The organism is Tenacibaculum salmonis (genome assembly GCF_041053065.1).
GTDB lineage: Bacteria > Bacteroidota > Bacteroidia > Flavobacteriales > Flavobacteriaceae > Polaribacter > Polaribacter pacificus_A.
Map to the genome: position 1 here is coordinate 847,807 of NZ_JBFCVV010000001.1, position 19,235 is coordinate 867,041.

Consider the following 19,235-nt stretch of genomic DNA (forward strand, 5'->3'; position numbering starts at 1 on the left):
AATTGTTAACCGTCTAAAAAGAAAGCGAATATGATGAAATTCACCCTATTAATAGCAGCTATGCTTACATCTTTTATAGCTTTTTCACAACAAGAAAAATGTACTACTTCTGATGAATCTATTGCTGATCCTAACAGTATTACAAAATGTGCTATTGAAAAATCAGAAGATGGAACAAAAAAACAATTATCTATTCAAGTATCTACAAGAAGACGTATAATTCGTAAAAAAAATAAAACTGTTTCTGCTATTGGAGGAACTTCTCAAAAAGTTACAAACATAAAAAGAAATACTTTATTAGTTGGTAAACTTGAGTTAGAAGATAACTCTAGTACTATTGAAAGAATCCCTTTTAATATCGTCGAAGAAATCCCTTTATTTTCAAAATGTAATAATGTACCTTTAGTAAAACAAGCAAAATGTTTTGAGACACAAATGTCTAAACATATTACAAGAAACTTTGTATATCCACAAGATGCAATTGAAGCAGGTATTCAAGGTAGAATATCTGTACAATTTACAATAGATGAACAAGGTAATGTAAATTCTCTTCAAATTAGAGGACCAAAAAACAGTACTTCTTTAAAAAAAGAAGCTAGTAGAATTGTAAAGAAACTACCTAAGTTTATTCCTGGGAAGCATAATGGAAAAGCTGTAAAAGTTAAATATGGAATTCCAATTACCTTTAGACATCCTGATGCAAATTTTGTTGAAGAAAAAGCTAAAATCAGAAAAAAACAAATTACAAAAACAACAAAAGAAGAAAAATTAATTACTGATTTTGTTAAGTTTAATGATGTTGAAAATATCCCATTATTTAAAACTTGTTTAAAAGTAACTGATACAGAAAAAAACACTTGTTTTAATGAAAGAATGATAAGCCATATTCAAAGAAATTTTAATTACCCTGCTGAAGCAGCAGCTCAAAATATTGAAGGTAAAGTTTGGGTTCGTTTTATTATTGGAAAAAAAGGAGAGGTAAGTAACATTAAAATGAGAGGTCCTAAAAATGGACAATTACTAGAGCAAGAAGCTAAAAGAATGGTTTTAAACCTTTCTACTTTTGTTCCTGGTACACAAGCTGGTTTACCAGCTAATGTTGAGTATTACATCCCTATTAACTTCACATTACACTAAGATTAAAAAATATAGAATCAAAACAGAGTTTAAATAAATAAATTGGAACAAAAAAACTCGAATCATATGATTCGAGTTTTTTATATTTAGAAAGTTAAGATTAGTAATCTAACTTTTTAATATAATTTAATTTAGATTTCCAAACATCTAATTGATCTTTAAATTCTTGAATTCCTTTACGAACATTCAATACTAATGGATTATCATCTTTTGCATTAGAAAAGAAACCTAAATTATTTTCTAATTGTTGCATATCTTTAACTGACTCATCTATCTTTTTACGAATAAAATATTGCTCGTTATCTAATTTCTTAAAATCTTTTTGTAATAAATAAGTATCAATACTGTTTTTAAACTTCATTAACTCAATATCACTTTTACTCATATTTAGGTTTCCTAAATGAGCATCAATTGCTTTATTAAATTTTTCATCTAAATGACGTGCATTTCTTGGTAAGAAACCTAATGCTCTCCATTTTGTAATACTATCTTGAATATTCTCTAAGGTTAAGTTTTCAGAAGCTTTTAATTGCTCTATAAACTCTTTTTTAGCTACAACAAGTTCTAATTGTTCTTTATTTTGTTCGTTCTTTTGAGCATTTAATCTATCAAAATAGAAATTACAAGCATCTTTAAAGCGTTTCCATATATCATCAGAAAACTTTCTTGGCACATGTCCAATTTTTTTCCAATCAGATTGAATACGTTTCATAGTATTGGTTGTATCCTCCCATTCATCGCTATCTTTTACACTCTCAGCAAGTTCAATTAAAGCTATTTTACTTTTTAAATTATCGTTTTGAGTGCTTTTTTCAGCTTTATAAAAAACATTTTTTGAACTGTTAAACTTTTTTGTTGCAGTCTTAAATTCTTGCCAAACTGCCTCACTTTTATTATAAGGTAACTTTCCTATATCAAAATATTTTTTACGTAACTTTTCAAGTTCTACAATACTTTTTTGCCAATCGTTATGTGAATTATTATTTGAAGTATCAAATGCATTAATCTCTGCTACAACTTGTAACTTAGCATCAATCATTTCTTGATATTTAGATTTTAATTCTCTAAAATATTGATGACGCTTATCATGTATTTTCTTGGTAGCTTCACTAAATTTACCCCATACATCTTCTCTATGTTCTTTTCCTACAGGACCTATTTCTTCTTTCCAAATACGATGTAAATCTTGTAAGTCTTTAAAAGCTACATTTACATCTACAACTTCATTTAAAGCTTTTGCACGTGTAATAATTTTTAATTTTTCTTCTAAATTATGTTTAAAATCTAGCTCTCTAAAATCTTTATTTAAGTCTAATAAATCATAAAAACGCTCTACATGATGATGGTAAATTTTCCAAGTATCATTATATTTTGTTTTTGGTACAGGTCCAATAGTTCTCCATTTTTTTTGAATTTCTTGGAAATCATTGTACATTGTTTTAGCATCTGCTTTTTCAATCAATGTTTTCAATTCATCAATTAAACCATTTCTTTTCTCTAAGTTTTCTTTTAATTGATTTTCTAACTTAGAATAATGAGCATCACGCTTTATTTTATAGTCGCCTAATAGCTTATTATACTCTGATTTAATAGGACTTGAAAATTGGAAATCAATTGAATTTCCTCCTTCTGCTAAAAATGCTGCTTTTTTTTCTGCTACTAAATCACCAAACTTAGTATTAAATGCATTTTTAAGAGCATCAATATTTGATTTTAGTTGCTGTATTTGATAGCTACTCAATAACTTATTTAATTCATCTACCAAAGTACTTAACTCCATAGTAGCGTAATCTAACATTGGTATTTCGTGCTTTTCATCCACTTTTTCAGCTTCATTAGCTACTTCAATCTCTACTGCATTTACTGCATTTTCTGTTTCTACTTTTACTGCAATAATTTCTTCAGTAATTGGCTGTTGTAATTCTTTTTCGTTATTTTCTAACATATCTACAATGTTTAAGTTCCTTAAATTATTAATTTTATAAATATACGGATTCTTATAGAATACCAAATTTTATTTTGAATAACTTATTGTTAACTATCATTCCATATTCTCCAAGCTTTTTCGGCTTGTTGTTCTAACATTTCTAATCCATTTTTTATTACAGCATTATTTTCTTGTCCTTTTCTTAAAAAAGTAGTCACAGCTGGGTTATAAATTAAATCGAATAATAAATGTTCTTTTGATATAAACTCATATGGAATATCAGGACAGTCATCAATATTAGGATGCGTTCCTAAAGGAGTACAATTAATAATTAAATGATGAGATTCTATAAATTCTTTTGTTAAGTCTTTGTATGAAATTTGTTTTTTTCCTTCGGGATTTCTTGACACAAATTTATATTTGACATCTAATTTCTTTAAAACATAAGCTACAGCTTTAGAAGCGCCACCTGTTCCTAATATTAAAGCTTTTTTATGATGTTCTTTCAATAATGGTTTTAATGATTTTTTAAATCCATAAACATCGGTATTAAAACCTGTTAATTTCCCTTTTTTAGAAATTTTGATAGTATTTACTGCTCCTATTTTTCGTGCTTTTTTATCTATTTTATCTAAATAATTAAAAACTTCTAATTTATAAGGAATCGTTACATTCATTCCTTTTAAAATCGTTTCATTGTCTTTAACTTTTTGAGAAAGTTCTTTTATTGATTGTATGTCAAAATTAACATATGCTGTATTTTCAAGTGCTAATTCTTTAAACTTATCTGTAAAATATCCTTTTGAAAATGAATATGAAATATTTTTTCCTACTAAGGCGTACATATTTCTAATCTCTTTTTCTTCCATAAAAATCTATAATTAAAATTAAGGCAATACCAAAAAGTATAAAACCTATTGAAATCCAAGTTTCTTGTGTTGATAAATCAGGTATAAATCGTTCGTAATTTTCAACAATTTTATGACCTTTTTTATCTAATAAAAAAACTTCTTTATTTACTTTATATATTGTTTTTTTCCAAGGCCAAACAATACCTAACGAGCCTGTTATAAAACCGATAATACTAGCGGTTACTATTTGATACCATCTTTTTAATACATATCCTAATATATGTGACATTGATACTAACCCGAAAGCAGAACCTAATGTAAAGATGGTTAAAATTTTTAAATACCTTATTTTGATAGGGTCTTTTAAAACTTCAAAATCACCAGAAAAAAGACTTGTAACAACACTTGCAAAAACATTGACACTATCTACTAATAACAATACATAGTTTCCTAATAATATTAAAATAAACGACCCTGAAAACCCAGGAAGTGTCATTCCTGAAACACCTATAATTCCGCAAATAAAAACAAACCACAGATTGTCATTTTCTGTAGCAGGAGTCATAAAACTGATACAGATTCCCATAAGCGAACCCACAATTAAAGCGACTATATTTTTAAATCTCCAATCATTAAAATCTTTTGAAATATAATAAATAGAACCGATAATCATTCCAAAAAACCATGACCAAACATACAGTTCATAATTTTTTAGAAAATAATCTAAAAGCAACGAAACACTAAAGTAACTGCACATACTACCTAACATTACCAATCCTAAAAATTGCAAATTTGTGTATGCTACAAAACTTTTAAATCGTCCGTTGAAAAGTAATTTAAAAGCTTTGCCATTTATCCGTTGAAAAGAAAAAATAAGCTCTTCATAAAAACCCATTACAAAAGCCACCATACCCCCCGAAACACCAGGTACTTTATTAGCGCCGCCCATAGTTACCCCTTTAAAAAAAAGAAGTGTTTTTTGTAATAGTGTGCGTTGTTCTTGTTTGTACATTTTTTAAATTAGAGGACTAAAGTACTTGTTTTTTATTACTTTTTTACAGCTAATTTTTCCAATAATAAAATTAATGAAAATCCGATAACAATTAATATAGCGGCGTACATTAATTGAGGGTTTCCATCGTATGAAAATGGTGAAATACTTTTTTCTAAAAGAGGTTTTATCGCTCCATGCCTGTCGGTATAAGTTGTAATTACACTTTTCCAAGGCCATACCTTATTTAAAGAACCTAACATTAAACCTGTTAAAGCAATTAACATTTCATTTTTATAATGATGAAACAACCATTTCAATAATTTTGAAAAAGTCGTTAAACCAACAATAACACCTATCATAATTGCAGAAATTGTTCTTAGCTCTACATTTGTTAAAGCACTCATAACTAATGGATAAACACCAATCAATAATAAAATATAAGAACCTGAAATTCCTGGTAATATCATCGCACAAGATGCTATTGCTCCTGAAAAAACTAAAAACAAATAACTAACATCCTGACCATTAACTGCGGGTAAAACTGTAATTAAATACCCAAAAAACACCGCTAAAACTCCTATGGATATACTGATAAAATTCCATTTTTTTATTTGTTTTCCAACATAAAGAATACTTGCTAATACTAATCCGAAGAAAAAAGCCCACAATAAAATTGGTTTATATTCTAACAACCATTTAATTGCTTTTGCTAAGGAAATAATACTTATAAAAATCCCAATAAAAAGGGATGCTAAAAAATTACCGTTTAATTGTTTCCAAGCAGCTTTTATCCCATCGCTTTTTAACGTTTTGAATAAACTTAAATTAATCGCACTAATCGAGTTTAATAACTCCTCATAAATTCCTGAAATAAAAGCGATTGTTCCTCCTGAAACTCCTGGAACAACATCTGCAGCTCCCATAGCAATTCCTTTTAACATGATTACTAAATAATCTTTATTTGTTCTGTTCATATAATTTTAATTCTTCTTTTTTGTCTTTTGATTTAAACTTGATAAATTTATTCTTTATAAGCTTTACAGGGATTGTTTTTACTGCTTTCTTTTTTTTATGAAGTCCTATTTTTTCACCAAGTTCTGATAAATTATTAAAATTAACTTGATACGAAAGACCAACTCCTTGTGTATATCCTTCTTCTTCAGTTGAATATTGCACTTCATTTTGTCTATTAAAAACAGTTCCTCTTAAGCTACCTTTCTCATTTAACAACACCTCTACTTTTACCTCACCAACAATACTTGTTTGTGTATTTGCTCCTACAGGAACACCTACTTTTCCATTTACAAGAATACGATCACTTAATTGTGTAGAAACAGACACATCTACCTGGTCATCAGACTTTAAACTATTAACATCATCAATATTACCTCTATCACCTTGTACATAACCTAACCCTAGTTTAAACTTACTATCCTCACTATTCAGTACATCTGTTAAAATACTAGATGCTATTTCAGAAGCTGTTCCTCTTAAACCATTTGCGGCACTACTACCAATAGTTTCTTCATTATAAAAAGTACCAAAAGCTAGTAAAAATGAAAAATGCTGCATTTTTGTATTTAAATCATTTCCATTTAAAATAAATTCTAACTCAGAAGCAACTGTTGAATTTGCTGTTGGAATTTTAATATCAAATTCTTGTTTTGAGCTAAATAAACCCCCTGTAATTTTGGTATATAAATCAATCGGAATTTTACGATTCGAATTAATGTTATCTAATAATTGTGCAGGATTTGCTTTTGTTTTATAGACTGCAATTAAATCTAATTCAGCATCATATGGATTCCCATTCCAAGCTATTCTTCCTCCTTTTTGAACAATAAATGGCTTTGATATTCCAGCATACTTAAAATTATATAAACCTTTATCAATTTCAAAATCACCATACATTTTAAATTTGCCCAATGTATTAATATCTATTCTTAAATTTCCTTTACCACTTCCTTTTAACTCACTTCCTGAAATTTTATCAATTACTACTTGAGCAACTGCATCTTTTGTTACTTCTAAATTTATTTTTAAATCGAGCCCTTTTATATCTTTAATCGTTTTTTGATTATTTTCAATTGTTGATTTTCCTGTTTTAAAACGAATTAACTTATAATTATCTATTGTTTTTACATCGCTTAAAGGAATTACAAATAAAGTACCTTTATTTGTTTTACCTTCAATAACAATATCTAAATTATTGGTAAGCCCTCTAATTTCAGCATTTCCATCTAAAAAACCAGTTCCGTAATAAGAAGATTCTACTGTTTCTTGAGTATCTAATATTAATAAATTTTCGGTATCAATATCTAATTTCAAATACCAATCTTTAAAATTTTGATGCGCAACATACCCTGATAAAACACCTTGTGTTTTATGTTTTGTATCTTCTAATAAAAAATTATCAAGCTTAAATTGTTGTTTATCTAAAATGATATTTGCATCTCCTTTTAAATCAAAATCAACATTTAAATACGGAAAAGTTAAGCCGGCTTCTTTCAAACTTAACACTCCTTTAAAATCAGGGTTACTTAAAAAACCTGTTGCATTAAAATCACCAGTAACTTTCCCTCTAAGTTTATTTAAAACTTCTTTTCCTAAAGGACTAAAAGCAGCTAGCTCGTATTCTTTTAAAGACACTTTTAAATCGACAATAGGTCTTACTTTTGAGAAATCTAAACCACCAACAGCTGAAATACTTTTAGCTCTTTCATTAATTAATGAAAGATTTACTTTGTATTTTTCATATGAATTATCACCTGTAATATTTATTGTTAAATCTCCTTGAGGAAGTTCATTAATATGAAAATTATTTATTAATAAGTTTCCTTTCGGTACTATTTTTTTTCCCTGCTGCTCAACATCAACTACGCCGTTTAAACTTCCGTCTAAACTTAAATTATCTATCAGTGGTAAAAAGCTACCTAATTTTACTTTATTAAAATTAGCTTGTAAATCTTTATAAGTACTATCTCTAACAATCCCTTTAAATTCAATTTTTTGTTCGCCTGATTCAAATACAAAAGGACTTATTTTATAATTATTCTTTTTTAAATTGAATGCTACTTTGTGTTTTTTGTCAGATTTTTTATTTATCACCCAATCAAATCCTTTATAATTAAAAGTTGATTTTTGAATACCTATTACTGATTTTTGTAATTCGTTAATTGTATAATAAAAATCTAAGTTGAAACTTTCAGAATAGTTTTTACCTCCTTTAAATATCGATTTAAAATACAACGTATCATTTTTTATTCTGTTTAATAAATTTAATTTTTCAATATTATAATACGGTGTATTAACTTTACTTGCTGTTAAATGTGTGTTATATAACGAATTTTTAGTATCCATTCTGAATACAATGTTTTCTATAACACTTTTATAAATATCAACTTCTGGTGCCGAAAACTTCAATTTTAAGACATTTTTATCAGAATTAATTCTTCCTTTTAATATGGTATTTTTTCCGATAGCTATATCTGGTAAAAAAACATCAATAATTTTATTATAAATAGTAAAGTCAAAATCTAAAAACTGATTTGGAGCAACTTTATTTGGCAAGTAATTTTCATACTGACCTCCCAAAGCATTTTGAGTTATTAGAATTAGTTCTTCAAAAGAAAATTTACCTTTTAAAGTTCCTTTAACAATATCATCAGAATCAACTTCTATCGTTTTAATCTCCTCTTTTACTGATGATTTTATTTCAAAATGTTTAAATAAATATGCTTTATTTTGATTTTTATATTCCAAGTTTTTAAAGGCTGCTGTACCTACAATATCATTAAATGTATTTCCTGATATATTTAAATTAATATTTCCTTTTAACTCTGCAATACTATCACGCGTAAAAAGATTCGTTTTTTTCAAATCGATTGCATCAATATTAGCAATAAAATCAAATTTATTTATTGCTGATGAAAAATCGGCTAAACCTTCAAAATTAAGTTTAAAATTAGGGTCTTTTGCATTTAAGACTCCGTCAAATTTTTTATTTTGAAACTGACCATTAATATATAAATTCTTGTAATTATAGGTGTTAAATTCTAAGTCAGTAACCTTTCCAATAACAATTGTATTTATATTCTCAAGATTAAAACCAGTACCATCTACATCGGCTTTTAATGATATTTTACCGAGTATCGGGTTATTTGAAAACACACCTAAATCAAAATCAATAAGCTCTAATTCACCAACATAATTTGCTTTATCAATATTATCAATATTTGTTAATTGCAAATCAGAAATAGTTGTTCCAATAGCTGATTTCACCGAAATAGTTGCATCCATTTGATCGGGAGTAACTCTTACAATTCCTTTAAGAGTAAAATCACCAAGTCTTTGAAATTCTGATGGCAAGGTCTTTCCTAATAAATTAGGCAACACACTTTTTAATTGAAAATAATTTGCGGTAACATTTTTAAAATCGGCATCAAAAATAAAACCTCTTTCTTTTTTAATGGCATTCACAAAACCCATATCACCAATAAGTTTCATTCCTTTTCTAGAATACAGCCGAACATTATTTACGCTAAAATTATTTAACACACCATTCATGTCTGCTTTAAAATAAAGCATATCATTACCACTTAATTCTTGGTATAATTTACTGATGTCTTTAATTGATATAGTGCTTTTTAATAATTTTGCTTTGAATTTTACCTTATCATTAAAGTTGACAAAATCTTCTCGGTTATATCTTAATTTAATATCTCCTTTTATTTTAGATTTATTATCTGTTTCTAAAACAGTGCAATCAAAATTCATATATGTCTTTGTGTACACAAAATCAGTAGACATATTTGTTATATTGATTCCTCTATTTTCAGTAAAACTCATTTCTCTCATCTTTAGAGAAACATCAGGACCTGTAATTGAAAAATCTAATAAATTACCACTTGCTTTATACGCCCCAAATTGAAGCGATTCTTTTTTATTATCATCAAAAAGCTTAAAAGTTAAATTTTCGATAGCAATTTTATCACTTTTTAAAACAAAAATATTTGCTAAACTATCTTTTGGAGTACCGCTATCAAAACTCTTGATAAAAATAGACATATTATCATCTTCTTCTCCTTTATATTTTTTCATATTAAAATAAGCACCACTTAAAGAAGCTTCGCCTAAATTAACATTATTATCTATAATTCGTTTAGCATTTAATAATGAAGTGCTTAAATTTTGAACAAAAATAAGCGTGTCTTTATGATGATCTCTAATTTCAATTTCTTTTAACTGAACGCTTCCTAACCAAGATAAATCAATTTTTTTTACAACAATATTTGTGTTGTATTTTGTATTTAACCAACTTGTTGCGTGTCCTGCAATTTTACTTTGTACAACAGGTAATGATAGTAAAATAATAAGCAAGATTATTCCAAGTAACACGTACTTTGATAACCTATATAGTATATTTCCTATTTTTTTAATAACCAACATTTTTATAAAATCACAAACAAATGTAATCAGCTAACTGCAAAAATATCGCCTTATTTTAAAGAAATATCAATTTTAACGAAAATGTAACACAATATCAATATTTTTGCATTTTAATACATGATACATTGAGTACAGAAAACAACTACATTTTAGGTATTGAAAGCTCTTGTGATGACACAAGTGCTTCCGTAATTTACAACGGAAAAGTAATTAGCAACGTGGTTGCAAATCAAGAAATACACGCTAAATATGGTGGGGTTGTTCCTGAACTAGCTTCAAGAGCACATCAACAAAATATAGTTCCTGTTGTACAGCAAGCTATTGAACAAGCTAATATTACAAAAAATGATTTAAGTGCTATCGCTTTTACACGTGGTCCTGGATTAATGGGTTCTTTATTGGTAGGAACATCCTTTGCAAAATCTTTTGCTTTAGGTTTAAATATTCCATTGATAGCCGTAAACCATATGCAAGGACATATTTTAGCTCATTTTATTGAAGAAGAAAATGCTAAAATTCCGCCGTTTCCGTTTGTTTGTTTAACCATTAGTGGCGGACATACACAAATTGTTAAAATTACCAATCATTTTGAGATGGAAATTTTAGGCGAAACTATTGATGATGCCGTTGGAGAAGCTTTTGATAAATCAGCAAAAATATTAGGATTACCTTATCCTGGAGGTCCTTTAGTTGATAAATATGCTCAATTAGGAAATCCGAAAGCTTTTCAGTTTACCAAACCGAAAGTTGGAGATTTACAATTTAGTTTTAGCGGATTAAAAACTGGAATCTTACGTTTTATTCAGAAAAATGTAAAAGAAAATCCTGATTTTATCAAAGAAAATTTACATGATATTTGTGCTTCAATTCAATATACTATTATTGAAATATTGATGGATAAATTAAAAAACACCGTTAAACAAACCGATATAAAACACATTGCTATTGCTGGTGGAGTTTCTGCAAATTCTGAAATTAGAAAACGTTTAGCCCTAGCCGAAAAACATTGGGGATGGACTACCTATATTCCAAAGTTTGAATACACAACCGATAATGCTGCAATGATTGCAATTGCTGGATATTTAAAATATAAAAATAACGATTTTTCTGATATTTCAATTACATCAAAAGCTCGTTTAAAAGTTACCGAATAACTATTTTAAATCATATTTATTTACAAAAAATACCGTTAAAATTATTTAACGGTATTTTTTGTTTATTTTTTTCTAATAAATAAAATTATAAAAATTAGTACAAATTTCTAGCCCCGATTGAAGCATTTGTTTGAGCTCTTTTTTGTTTTTTTCAAACAAAAAAAGCGAGTGCGAAAAGCGGGAAATTGCTTCTAAAAATAATTTTATAAATCAATTTCTTTTAATGCTTTTATATTATTTCGCTCTAAGAAAACATCAATAGTTTCGAAATGTTCAATAACGCGTTGTTCTTTAAATTCAAATACTTTTTCTGATAATCCTTGTAAGAAATCACGGTCGTGAGATACCAAAATTAACGTTCCATCGAAATGCAATAATGCTTCTTTAATAACATCTTTCGAGCGTAAATCTAAATGATTTGTTGGTTCATCTAAAATTAACACATTTACAGGTTCTAATAATAATTTAACCATTGCCAAACGTGTTTTTTCTCCTCCTGAAAGCACTTTTACTTTCTTTTCGATATCATCACCAGCAAACATAAAACGCCCTAAAATATTTTTTATTTGCGTTCGCACATCTCCTTCTGCAACCTCATCTACTGTTTGAAAAACGGTTAATCCTGGATCTAATAATGAAGCCTGATTTTGAGCAAAATATCCAACTTTAGCATTGTGACCTAAACCGCATTCGCCTTCAAAATCGATTTCGCCCATAATAGCTTTTATCATGGTTGATTTTCCTTCTCCATTACGCCCTACAAACGATACTTTTTCTCCACGAGCTATTGAAAAACTTGCGTCTTTAAATACGGTTAAATCGCCATATTTTTTGGTTAAATTTTCTACTTTTACAGGATAATCTCCAGAACGTGGCGATGGTGGAAAACGTAATTTTAATGATGTTGTATCAACTTCATCAATTTCAATAGGCACAATTTTTTCTAACATTCGAACACGTGATGCTACTTGATTTGTTTTCGAATATGTTCCTTTGAAACGTTCGATAAACCCTTTAATATCATCAATCGTTTTTTGTTGTTCTTGATAGGCTTTTATTTGATGCGAACGACGCTCTTTTCGTAATTCTAAATAATGAGAATACTTCGCTTTATAATCGTGAATTGTTCCCATAGTAACCTCAATGGTTCTATTGGTTATGTTATCGATAAAAGCTTTATCATGCGATATTACCACTACCGCCTTGGCTTTGTTTAGCAAGAAATTTTCTAACCAAATTACCGATTCTATATCTACGTGATTTGTTGGCTCATCTAATAAAATTAAATCGGGTTTTTGTAATAAAATTTTAGCCAATTCGATACGCATACGCCAACCTCCACTAAATTCTGATGTCAATCTATCAAAATCTTCTTGTTTAAAACCTAATCCTTTTAAGGCTTTTTCTACTTCTGCTTCGTAATTTATATCTTCTAAAGCATAAAAAATTTCTCCTAAATCGGTGACACGTTCAATAATTTTCATGTACGCTTCCGACTCATAATCTGTACGAGTTTCTAACTCTTTATTTAAGTGTTCCATTTCGGATTTCATCTTAAAAACAGCGTCGAATGCTTTGGATGCTTCTTCTCTTACCGTACAATTATCCTCCATTAATAAATGCTGTGGTAAATAAGCAATTACAGTATCTTTCGGACTTCTAACACCTCCTTTAGTAGCTTTTGAAACTCCTGCCATAATTTTCATCATGGTCGATTTTCCTGCGCCATTTTTACCCATTAAGGCTATTTTATCGTTTTCATTTATTACAAACGATACGTCTTTAAACAACGTTTTTCCACTAAACTCAACCGCTAATTGATCTACAGTAATCATGTATATATATTTTGAATTGCGAAAATACTAATTTTGTTAATTACAGATTTTCTTTTTGATACAAATCAAAATCAATTTAATTAATGCAAAATTTTAAACAATAATTCTTTTAAAATATCTGAAGATGATTGATTTGCTCCTACTCCTTTACTTTTGATGTCTGCTTCTCGTAAAAAACCGATTACTTGCGATACTTTTCGCATCGGATATTTTTTTGCTGATGAGCTATAATCATCAACAAAATAAGGATTTACACCCAAAACTTTAGCCACATTACCTTTTGATTTATCTTTTAAACCATGATACATTAATAATTGTGTAAAAAAACTATTCAATAATGAAATAGTCATTACTAACGGATTATTTTTAGGGTTTTGAGTAAAATAATTGATAATTCGATTAGCTTTTACAACGTCTTTTTGACCGATTGCTTTTCGCAATTCAAAATTGTTAAAATCTTTTGAAATACCAATATTTTCTTCAATATGTTTATCTGTAATAATGATATTTTTAGGTAAAACAGATGTCAATTTATCTAACTCATTCGATATTTTACTCAAATCTGTTCCTAAAAACTCTACTAGCATTTGAGATGCTTTTGGCTCAATATTATATTTTCTTCCGCCTAAAACTTTACGAATCCAATCGGCAACTTGATTGTCGTATAATTTTTTACTATCGTAAATTAACCCATTTTTAGCAATCGCTTTATACGTTTTTTTACGCTTATCTAACTTCTTATATTTATAATTAAAAACTAATACGGTACTTAATTGCGGATTTTCGGCATAAGCTTCAATTCTATCTATTGTACGAACTAAATCTTGTGCTTCTTTTACAATAATCACCTGCTTTTCTGCCATCATCGGATAGCGTTTTGCTGATGCTATAATTTCATCAATAGTAACATCTCTTCCATACATTACCACTTGATTAAAGCCTTTTTCAGATTCGTCAAGTACGTTTTTTTCGATATATTCAGAGATTTTATCAATATAATAAGGTTCATCACCCATTAAAAAATATATAGGTTTTATATTACCCTTTTTTATATCGGATACGATAGTTTTAATTTCGTTCATTTTCTTATTTTTGAAGCATGCAAAAATTGAATCTTCCTACCTACAAATTCAGGCTCAAAAGTAACGAAAATAAGATGCTTATTTTTGATAATTTAAGAAAAAAATACTTAGTATTAACTCCTGAAGAATGGGTTCGTCAACATTTTGTGCAGTTTTTAATTGAAGAAAAAAAATATCCTGTTACTTTAATTGCTCTTGAAAAACAATTGACTATAAACAACCTAAAAAAACGAACAGATATTGTTATTTTTTCTTCGGATGGAACACCGAATATTATAGTAGAATGTAAAGCTCCAAAAATTAAAATTGCACAAGATACTTTTGACCAGATTGCACGTTATAATTTAAAACTAAATGCCAATTATCTAATTGTTACCAACGGATTAGAACATTATTTTTGTCAACTCGATAAAGAAAATGAAACCTATGTTTTTTTAAAAGATATTCCTGATTATAAATAATAAATAATTGATAAATTCGCAATTATGAAAACAGCAATCGTTATATTAAATTGGAATGGTAAAAAATTATTAGAACAGTTTTTACCAAGTATCGTAAATTTCAGTGTAAATCAAGCTGAAATTTATGTTGCTGATAATGCTTCTTCCGATGATTCTATATCTTTTATCAAACAAAATTTCCCGACCGTTAAAATAGTTAAAAATAGTACTAATGGTGGATATGCGAAAGGATATAATGATGCTTTACAACATATTAATGCAGATGTTTATTGTTTAGTAAATTCTGATATTGAGGTTACTAAAAACTGGATTACTCCTATTTTAGACACCTTTAAAAAAGAAGAAAACACAGCTATTATTCAGCCAAAAATTTTATCTTTTAAAGATAAAACAAAATTTGAATATGCAGGTGCTGGTGGTGGATTTATCGATTTATATGCGTATCCATATTGTCGTGGACGTATTTTTAATAACCTAGAAACCGATAACGGACAATTTAACGATACTACCGAAATTTTTTGGGCTTCTGGAGCTTGTTTTTTTATTCGCTCAAAAGTGTATCATAAGCTAAATGGTTTTGATGAAGATTATTTTGCACATCAAGAAGAAATAGATTTATGTTGGCGAGCAAAAAACGAAAATTTCACAATTAAATATGTAGGAAATTCAACTGTTTATCATGTTGGCGGTGCAACTTTACAGGCAATAAATCCGCAGAAAACCTTTTTAAACTTCAGAAATAGCTTATTAAATATCGTTAAAAATGTACCTACCAAATTGGTCTTCTTTGTGATTTTTTCTCGCTTAGTCTTAGATGGAATTGCAGGACTTAAATTCTTACTTGAACTTAAACCCAAACATACTATTGCTATTTTAAAAGCTCATTTTAGTTTTTATGCAAACTTTATTAAGTTTTTAGGAAAAAGAAATAAACTTAATAAAAAAGATAATTACAATAAACACACTTCTATCGTTTGGCAATATTATGCTTTAGGCAGAAAGAAATTTAGCGAATTGAAATAATTAATTTTTTAAAACTAATTTCCATTTATTTGTTTCTGAAAATTCTTTAATTACTTGGTTTCTATCTAATAGAAAGTTCTCCATATATTTTTTAAGAAATATTTCATCAATAATTCGCCCTAAAAATCCAAAAGGTGATTTATAATTAAAATAATCAGTCATTAATGTATTTCCATTAATATTCTTAAATTCATGTTTATGAGTAAAAGAACTAAAAATCCCTTCAACCATTTCATCAGAAAAATAATTTGGAAAATCAAATTCAGTAATTTTAACTGTCAACTTTTGATAAACGCCAAAATGTTTTGCTTTCCAAGTAACCGTTTCTCCTATATTAATTAATCCAGAAGTTTTTCCTGAAATGGCTTCTTCTTTTGTTTTTTCTGCTGAAATCTTATGCAAATCGATGCTTCTTGATAAATCAAAAACTATTTCTAAAGGTGCATTAATTATTGTTTCAATTTTAATTACAGGCATTACAAAATATCTAAACTTCCTTTACCTTCTCTTATTACTTCAGGAGAATCAGTAGTTAAATCTATTACTGTTGATGCATAGTTATCACCATAACCACCATCAATAACAACATCAACAATATTTTGCCATTTTTCAAAAATTAATTCAGGGTCTGTGGTGTATTCTATTACCTCATCTTCATCATGAATAGAAGTAGAAACTATTGGATTTCCTAAAGCCTCTACAATAGTTTGTGCTATTATATTATCAGGAATACGAATACCTATTGTTTTACGCTTTTTAAATACTTTTGGTAATGAATTACTTCCTGGTAAAATAAAAGTATAAGGACCTGGTAAAGCTCTTTTTAATATTTTAAATATTGAAGAATCTATTTGTTTTACATAATCAGATAAATGACTTAAGTTATTACAAATAAATGAAAAATTAGATTTTTCTAGCTTTACTCCTTTTATTTTAGCAATTTTTTCTAATGCTTTTGTATTGGTAATATCACAACCTAATCCGTAAACAGTATCTGTTGGATAAATTATTAATCCGCCATTTTGTAAAACTTTTACAATTTTAGCAATTTCTTTGGGATTCGGATTGTCGTTATATAGTTTTATAAATTGTGCCATATCTTAAAGATAGTATTTTATCTTCAAAATTAACTATTTTCTTTTAAATAATACGTTATTGATTATCATCAATAAAAAGAAATATTATTATTAAAATTTAATATAGATGAAATAAAAAAGGCAATTTATTTAAAAATAAATTACCTTTTTTTGATATTAAAAATTATCAAAATCGAAATCATCAATATTTTCGAAACTTGTAAACTGATCATTAAATTCAGCATCAAATTCATCATCTAAATCTCCTTCTTCTTCGGTAGCTATAAATTCTTTTTGAGGTGCTTCATCAGGGATTTCACCAACAGTTAAAATTATTTTGGTATCTGTAACAACTTCATCCGATTGTTCTACAACTTCTACATAGAATGTCCACATTTGTAAAAAATCATATACATAAATCAATTTATCATTTATACTTGGTAAGGTTTCTTTTATAACACAAGTACTCATTGACGGTTCACTTCCATCTTCAGACATATCAAATAAAGGAATTTCCTCTCCCTGATTCCAATCTTCATCTGTTCGGTAAAAAGAAGCCATTTCTTGCCCATTAAAACCAAATGATTTTGCGATATCTGAATGCAAATCTTCTAAGTTTTTTGCTTCATTAACCACAAGGGTTCTAATTACATCTTTTTTAGTATCTAATATTACACGTACTTTATACATTCTATCATTTTTTGTCGCTACAAAAATACGTATTTTTGAATTATAATTTAAATAAAATGGATATACAACAATCTTTAACAATACTTAATAGTTACAATAAAGATACATTAATGGAAACTCTTAAAATTGAGTTCATTGACGTAGGTACTGATTTTATAACGGCTAAAATGCCTGTAAATTCAAGAGTACATCAACCTCATGGTATTTTACATGGTGGTGCTACTGCTGCTCTAGCCGAAACTGTTGGTAGTTGTGCTTCTGCTTTTTTTTTAAAGGATAACTCTAAAATTGTCAAAGGAATTGAGCTAAGTATTAATCATATAAAAAGCAAAAAAAATGGAACTATTTTTGCTACAGCCAAAGCGATTCATCAAGGAAGAACTACGCATTTATGGGAAGTTAAAATTATTGATGAAAAAGATAATTTAATTTCTCTATGTAAAATAACAAATATTGTTTTAGATAAAAAATAAGTTTTTTAACAGCAATTATAAAATAAATTTAGATTGAATATATTTTCAAAAATAGAAAAATCACTAGAAAATAAACTTCCTTTTGTAGTATATCGAAAACCTAATTCGATAACATTAAACGGATGGTTTCAAAAGAACGACAAACTACATATTTCTACTAATTATACAGAAAGCGGTTTTATTTTTGCACCTTTTGATGATAAAAATATTGCGGTTTTACTTCCTGAAGAAGATGTTATTTTCGAGCAAGAAGAAATTAATATAGTAACTAACTTTATCAAAAAAAATGCTATATCTATTGATTACTCATCAGAAAAAAAACATGTAGAATTAGTTAAAAAAGGAATTAAAGCTATTGAATCAGGTTTATTCAAAAAAGTTATTTTATCAAGAAAAGAAAAAGTTTCTTTATCGAATTTTAATGCAATAGCAGTTTTTAAAAATTTGCTTGCAAATTATCATACTGCTTTTACTTATATATGGTTTCATCCAAAAGTTGGAATGTGGCTAGGCGCAACACCTGAAACTTTAGTGAAAATTAAAGATGATAACTTTAAAACAATGTCTTTAGCAGGTACACAAGTTTTTAACGGAACAACAAACGTAACTTGGCAACCTAAAGAAATTGAAGAACAACAATTTGTTACCGATTATATAACTGATAAACTTTCAAAAATATGCAATCACCTTGAAAAAGGAACTGTACAAACCAGTAAAGCAGGGAATTTATTACACTTAAAAACGTTAATTTCAGGAAAAATAACAACTAAAAATGCGACTTTAATAAAAAAATTACACCCTACTCCTGCTGTATGTGGTCTACCTTTAGAAGCTTCAAAAGAATTTATTTTGAAAAATGAAGATTATGACAGAGGATATTACACTGGTTTTTTAGGAGAACTAAATTTAAAAGTTGAAAATAAAAATACATCAGAACTTTTTGTAAACTTACGATGTATGGAAATTAAAAATAATTCAGCTATACTTTTTATTGGTGGTGGAATTACCAAAGAAAGTAATCCGAAAAGCGAATGGCAAGAAACAGTTGCCAAAACATCAACTATGAAAAATGTTTTATCCTAAA

Annotated in this window: 16 protein-coding genes; 6 read left to right on the forward strand and 10 right to left on the reverse strand. The window is 27.9% G+C overall.

Going from position 1 to position 19,235, the window contains the following annotated elements; all coding sequences use genetic code 11:
- Positions 1 to 30: 30 nt before the first annotated feature.
- The gene (locus AB0T67_RS03505) at positions 31 to 1,137 is read left to right on the forward strand and encodes an energy transducer TonB (protein ID WP_271231776.1); all 1,107 of its coding nucleotides are present in this window, start codon (positions 31 to 33) and stop codon (positions 1,135 to 1,137) included.
- A 100-nt stretch (positions 1,138 to 1,237) separates the two neighbouring features.
- Here the strand turns inward: AB0T67_RS03505 and AB0T67_RS03510 are convergent, their stop codons facing one another.
- The 5 genes from AB0T67_RS03510 to AB0T67_RS03530 all read right to left on the reverse strand — a co-directional run bounded on the left by AB0T67_RS03510 (position 1,238) and on the right by AB0T67_RS03530 (position 10,357).
- A complete protein-coding gene (locus AB0T67_RS03510) occupies positions 1,238 to 3,082 on the reverse strand; it encodes a DUF349 domain-containing protein (protein WP_369219174.1) in 1,845 nt (614 codons plus the stop codon).
- An 89-nt stretch (positions 3,083 to 3,171) separates the two neighbouring features.
- Positions 3,172 to 3,933 carry a shikimate dehydrogenase family protein gene (locus tag AB0T67_RS03515; RefSeq protein WP_369219175.1) on the reverse strand — a complete coding sequence of 254 codons (762 nt, stop codon included), beginning with the start codon at positions 3,931 to 3,933 and terminating at the stop codon, positions 3,172 to 3,174.
- Positions 3,914 to 4,927 carry a DUF368 domain-containing protein gene (locus AB0T67_RS03520; RefSeq protein ID WP_369219176.1) on the reverse strand — a complete coding sequence of 338 codons (1,014 nt, stop codon included), beginning with the start codon at positions 4,925 to 4,927 and terminating at the stop codon, positions 3,914 to 3,916. The genes AB0T67_RS03515 and AB0T67_RS03520 overlap by 20 nt, the downstream gene beginning before the upstream one ends.
- A 35-nt stretch (positions 4,928 to 4,962) precedes the next feature.
- Positions 4,963 to 5,883 (reverse strand): DUF368 domain-containing protein, encoded by a 921-nt coding sequence (locus tag AB0T67_RS03525; protein WP_271231772.1) that lies wholly within the window; start codon positions 5,881 to 5,883, stop codon positions 4,963 to 4,965.
- A complete protein-coding gene (locus tag AB0T67_RS03530) occupies positions 5,867 to 10,357 on the reverse strand; it encodes a translocation/assembly module TamB domain-containing protein (RefSeq protein WP_369219177.1) in 4,491 nt (1,496 codons plus the stop codon). Before AB0T67_RS03530 ends, AB0T67_RS03525 begins: the two co-directional genes overlap by 17 nt.
- Positions 10,358 to 10,482: 125 nt before the next feature.
- Between AB0T67_RS03530 and tsaD the strand changes: the two genes are divergently transcribed.
- Positions 10,483 to 11,511, forward strand: coding sequence for a tRNA (adenosine(37)-N6)-threonylcarbamoyltransferase complex transferase subunit TsaD (gene tsaD / locus AB0T67_RS03535; protein ID WP_369219178.1), 1,029 nt, complete (start codon positions 10,483 to 10,485; stop codon positions 11,509 to 11,511).
- 203 nt (positions 11,512 to 11,714) lie between these two features.
- Here the strand turns inward: tsaD and AB0T67_RS03540 are convergent, their stop codons facing one another.
- Together AB0T67_RS03540 and holA are read right to left on the reverse strand one after the other, a co-directional pair.
- On the reverse strand, positions 11,715 to 13,346 hold the full coding sequence (locus tag AB0T67_RS03540) for an ABC-F family ATP-binding cassette domain-containing protein (protein ID WP_369219179.1): 1,632 nt from the start codon (positions 13,344 to 13,346) through the stop codon (positions 11,715 to 11,717).
- 80 nt (positions 13,347 to 13,426) lie between these two features.
- Entirely contained in the window at positions 13,427 to 14,428 is a 1,002-nt protein-coding gene (gene holA, locus AB0T67_RS03545) for a DNA polymerase III subunit delta (RefSeq protein WP_369219180.1), read from the reverse strand.
- Between the two features lie 17 nt (positions 14,429 to 14,445).
- On the opposite strand from holA, the gene AB0T67_RS03550 reads away from it, so the two are divergent.
- Complete coding sequence (locus AB0T67_RS03550; protein ID WP_369219181.1) at positions 14,446 to 14,889, forward strand: type I restriction enzyme HsdR N-terminal domain-containing protein; 444 nt, start codon at positions 14,446 to 14,448, stop codon at positions 14,887 to 14,889.
- A 24-nt stretch (positions 14,890 to 14,913) separates the two neighbouring features.
- Complete coding sequence (locus tag AB0T67_RS03555) at positions 14,914 to 15,912, forward strand: glycosyltransferase family 2 protein (RefSeq protein WP_369219182.1); 999 nt, start codon at positions 14,914 to 14,916, stop codon at positions 15,910 to 15,912.
- On the opposite strand, the gene AB0T67_RS03560 is transcribed toward AB0T67_RS03555, so the two are convergent.
- From AB0T67_RS03560 to AB0T67_RS03570, 3 genes are all read right to left on the reverse strand, one after another.
- Positions 15,913 to 16,389, reverse strand: coding sequence for an SRPBCC family protein (locus AB0T67_RS03560; protein ID WP_369219183.1), 477 nt, complete (start codon positions 16,387 to 16,389; stop codon positions 15,913 to 15,915).
- Positions 16,389 to 17,009 (reverse strand): L-threonylcarbamoyladenylate synthase, encoded by a 621-nt coding sequence (locus AB0T67_RS03565; protein ID WP_369219184.1) that lies wholly within the window; start codon positions 17,007 to 17,009, stop codon positions 16,389 to 16,391. The genes AB0T67_RS03560 and AB0T67_RS03565 overlap by 1 nt, the downstream gene beginning before the upstream one ends.
- A 156-nt stretch (positions 17,010 to 17,165) precedes the next feature.
- Positions 17,166 to 17,678 carry an IS1096 element passenger TnpR family protein gene (locus AB0T67_RS03570; protein ID WP_369219185.1) on the reverse strand — a complete coding sequence of 171 codons (513 nt, stop codon included), beginning with the start codon at positions 17,676 to 17,678 and terminating at the stop codon, positions 17,166 to 17,168.
- A 56-nt stretch (positions 17,679 to 17,734) separates the two neighbouring features.
- Here AB0T67_RS03570 and AB0T67_RS03575 point away from each other — a divergent pair, with 56 nt between their 5' ends.
- Both AB0T67_RS03575 and AB0T67_RS03580 read left to right on the forward strand, forming a co-directional pair.
- Complete coding sequence (locus tag AB0T67_RS03575) at positions 17,735 to 18,151, forward strand: PaaI family thioesterase (RefSeq protein ID WP_369219186.1); 417 nt, start codon at positions 17,735 to 17,737, stop codon at positions 18,149 to 18,151.
- A gap of 33 nt (positions 18,152 to 18,184) precedes the next feature.
- Positions 18,185 to 19,234 (forward strand): isochorismate synthase, encoded by a 1,050-nt coding sequence (locus AB0T67_RS03580; RefSeq protein ID WP_369219187.1) that lies wholly within the window; start codon positions 18,185 to 18,187, stop codon positions 19,232 to 19,234.
- Position 19,235 lies beyond the last annotated feature (1 nt).

What these genes read in the sequence shown, in the direction of transcription:
- AB0T67_RS03550 (WP_369219181.1), top strand. Translation starts at nt 14,446, where the DNA reads ATGCAAAAATTGAATCTTCCTACCTACAAATTCAGGCTCAAAAGTAAC.
- AB0T67_RS03575 (WP_369219186.1), top strand. Translation starts at nt 17,735, where the DNA reads ATGGATATACAACAATCTTTAACAATACTTAATAGTTACAATAAAGAT.
- AB0T67_RS03565 (WP_369219184.1), bottom strand. Translation starts at nt 17,009, where the DNA reads ATGGCACAATTTATAAAACTATATAACGACAATCCGAATCCCAAAGAA.
- holA (WP_369219180.1), bottom strand. Translation starts at nt 14,428, where the DNA reads ATGAACGAAATTAAAACTATCGTATCCGATATAAAAAAGGGTAATATA.
- AB0T67_RS03555 (WP_369219182.1), top strand. Translation starts at nt 14,914, where the DNA reads ATGAAAACAGCAATCGTTATATTAAATTGGAATGGTAAAAAATTATTA.
- AB0T67_RS03570 (WP_369219185.1), bottom strand. Translation starts at nt 17,678, where the DNA reads ATGTATAAAGTACGTGTAATATTAGATACTAAAAAAGATGTAATTAGA.
- AB0T67_RS03540 (WP_369219179.1), bottom strand. Translation starts at nt 13,346, where the DNA reads ATGATTACTGTAGATCAATTAGCGGTTGAGTTTAGTGGAAAAACGTTG.
- AB0T67_RS03515 (WP_369219175.1), bottom strand. Translation starts at nt 3,933, where the DNA reads ATGGAAGAAAAAGAGATTAGAAATATGTACGCCTTAGTAGGAAAAAAT.
- AB0T67_RS03530 (WP_369219177.1), bottom strand. Translation starts at nt 10,357, where the DNA reads ATGTTGGTTATTAAAAAAATAGGAAATATACTATATAGGTTATCAAAG.
- AB0T67_RS03510 (WP_369219174.1), bottom strand. Translation starts at nt 3,082, where the DNA reads ATGTTAGAAAATAACGAAAAAGAATTACAACAGCCAATTACTGAAGAA.
- AB0T67_RS03525 (WP_271231772.1), bottom strand. Translation starts at nt 5,883, where the DNA reads ATGAACAGAACAAATAAAGATTATTTAGTAATCATGTTAAAAGGAATT.
- AB0T67_RS03505 (WP_271231776.1), top strand. Translation starts at nt 31, where the DNA reads ATGATGAAATTCACCCTATTAATAGCAGCTATGCTTACATCTTTTATA.
- AB0T67_RS03520 (WP_369219176.1), bottom strand. Translation starts at nt 4,927, where the DNA reads ATGTACAAACAAGAACAACGCACACTATTACAAAAAACACTTCTTTTT.
- AB0T67_RS03560 (WP_369219183.1), bottom strand. Translation starts at nt 16,389, where the DNA reads ATGCCTGTAATTAAAATTGAAACAATAATTAATGCACCTTTAGAAATA.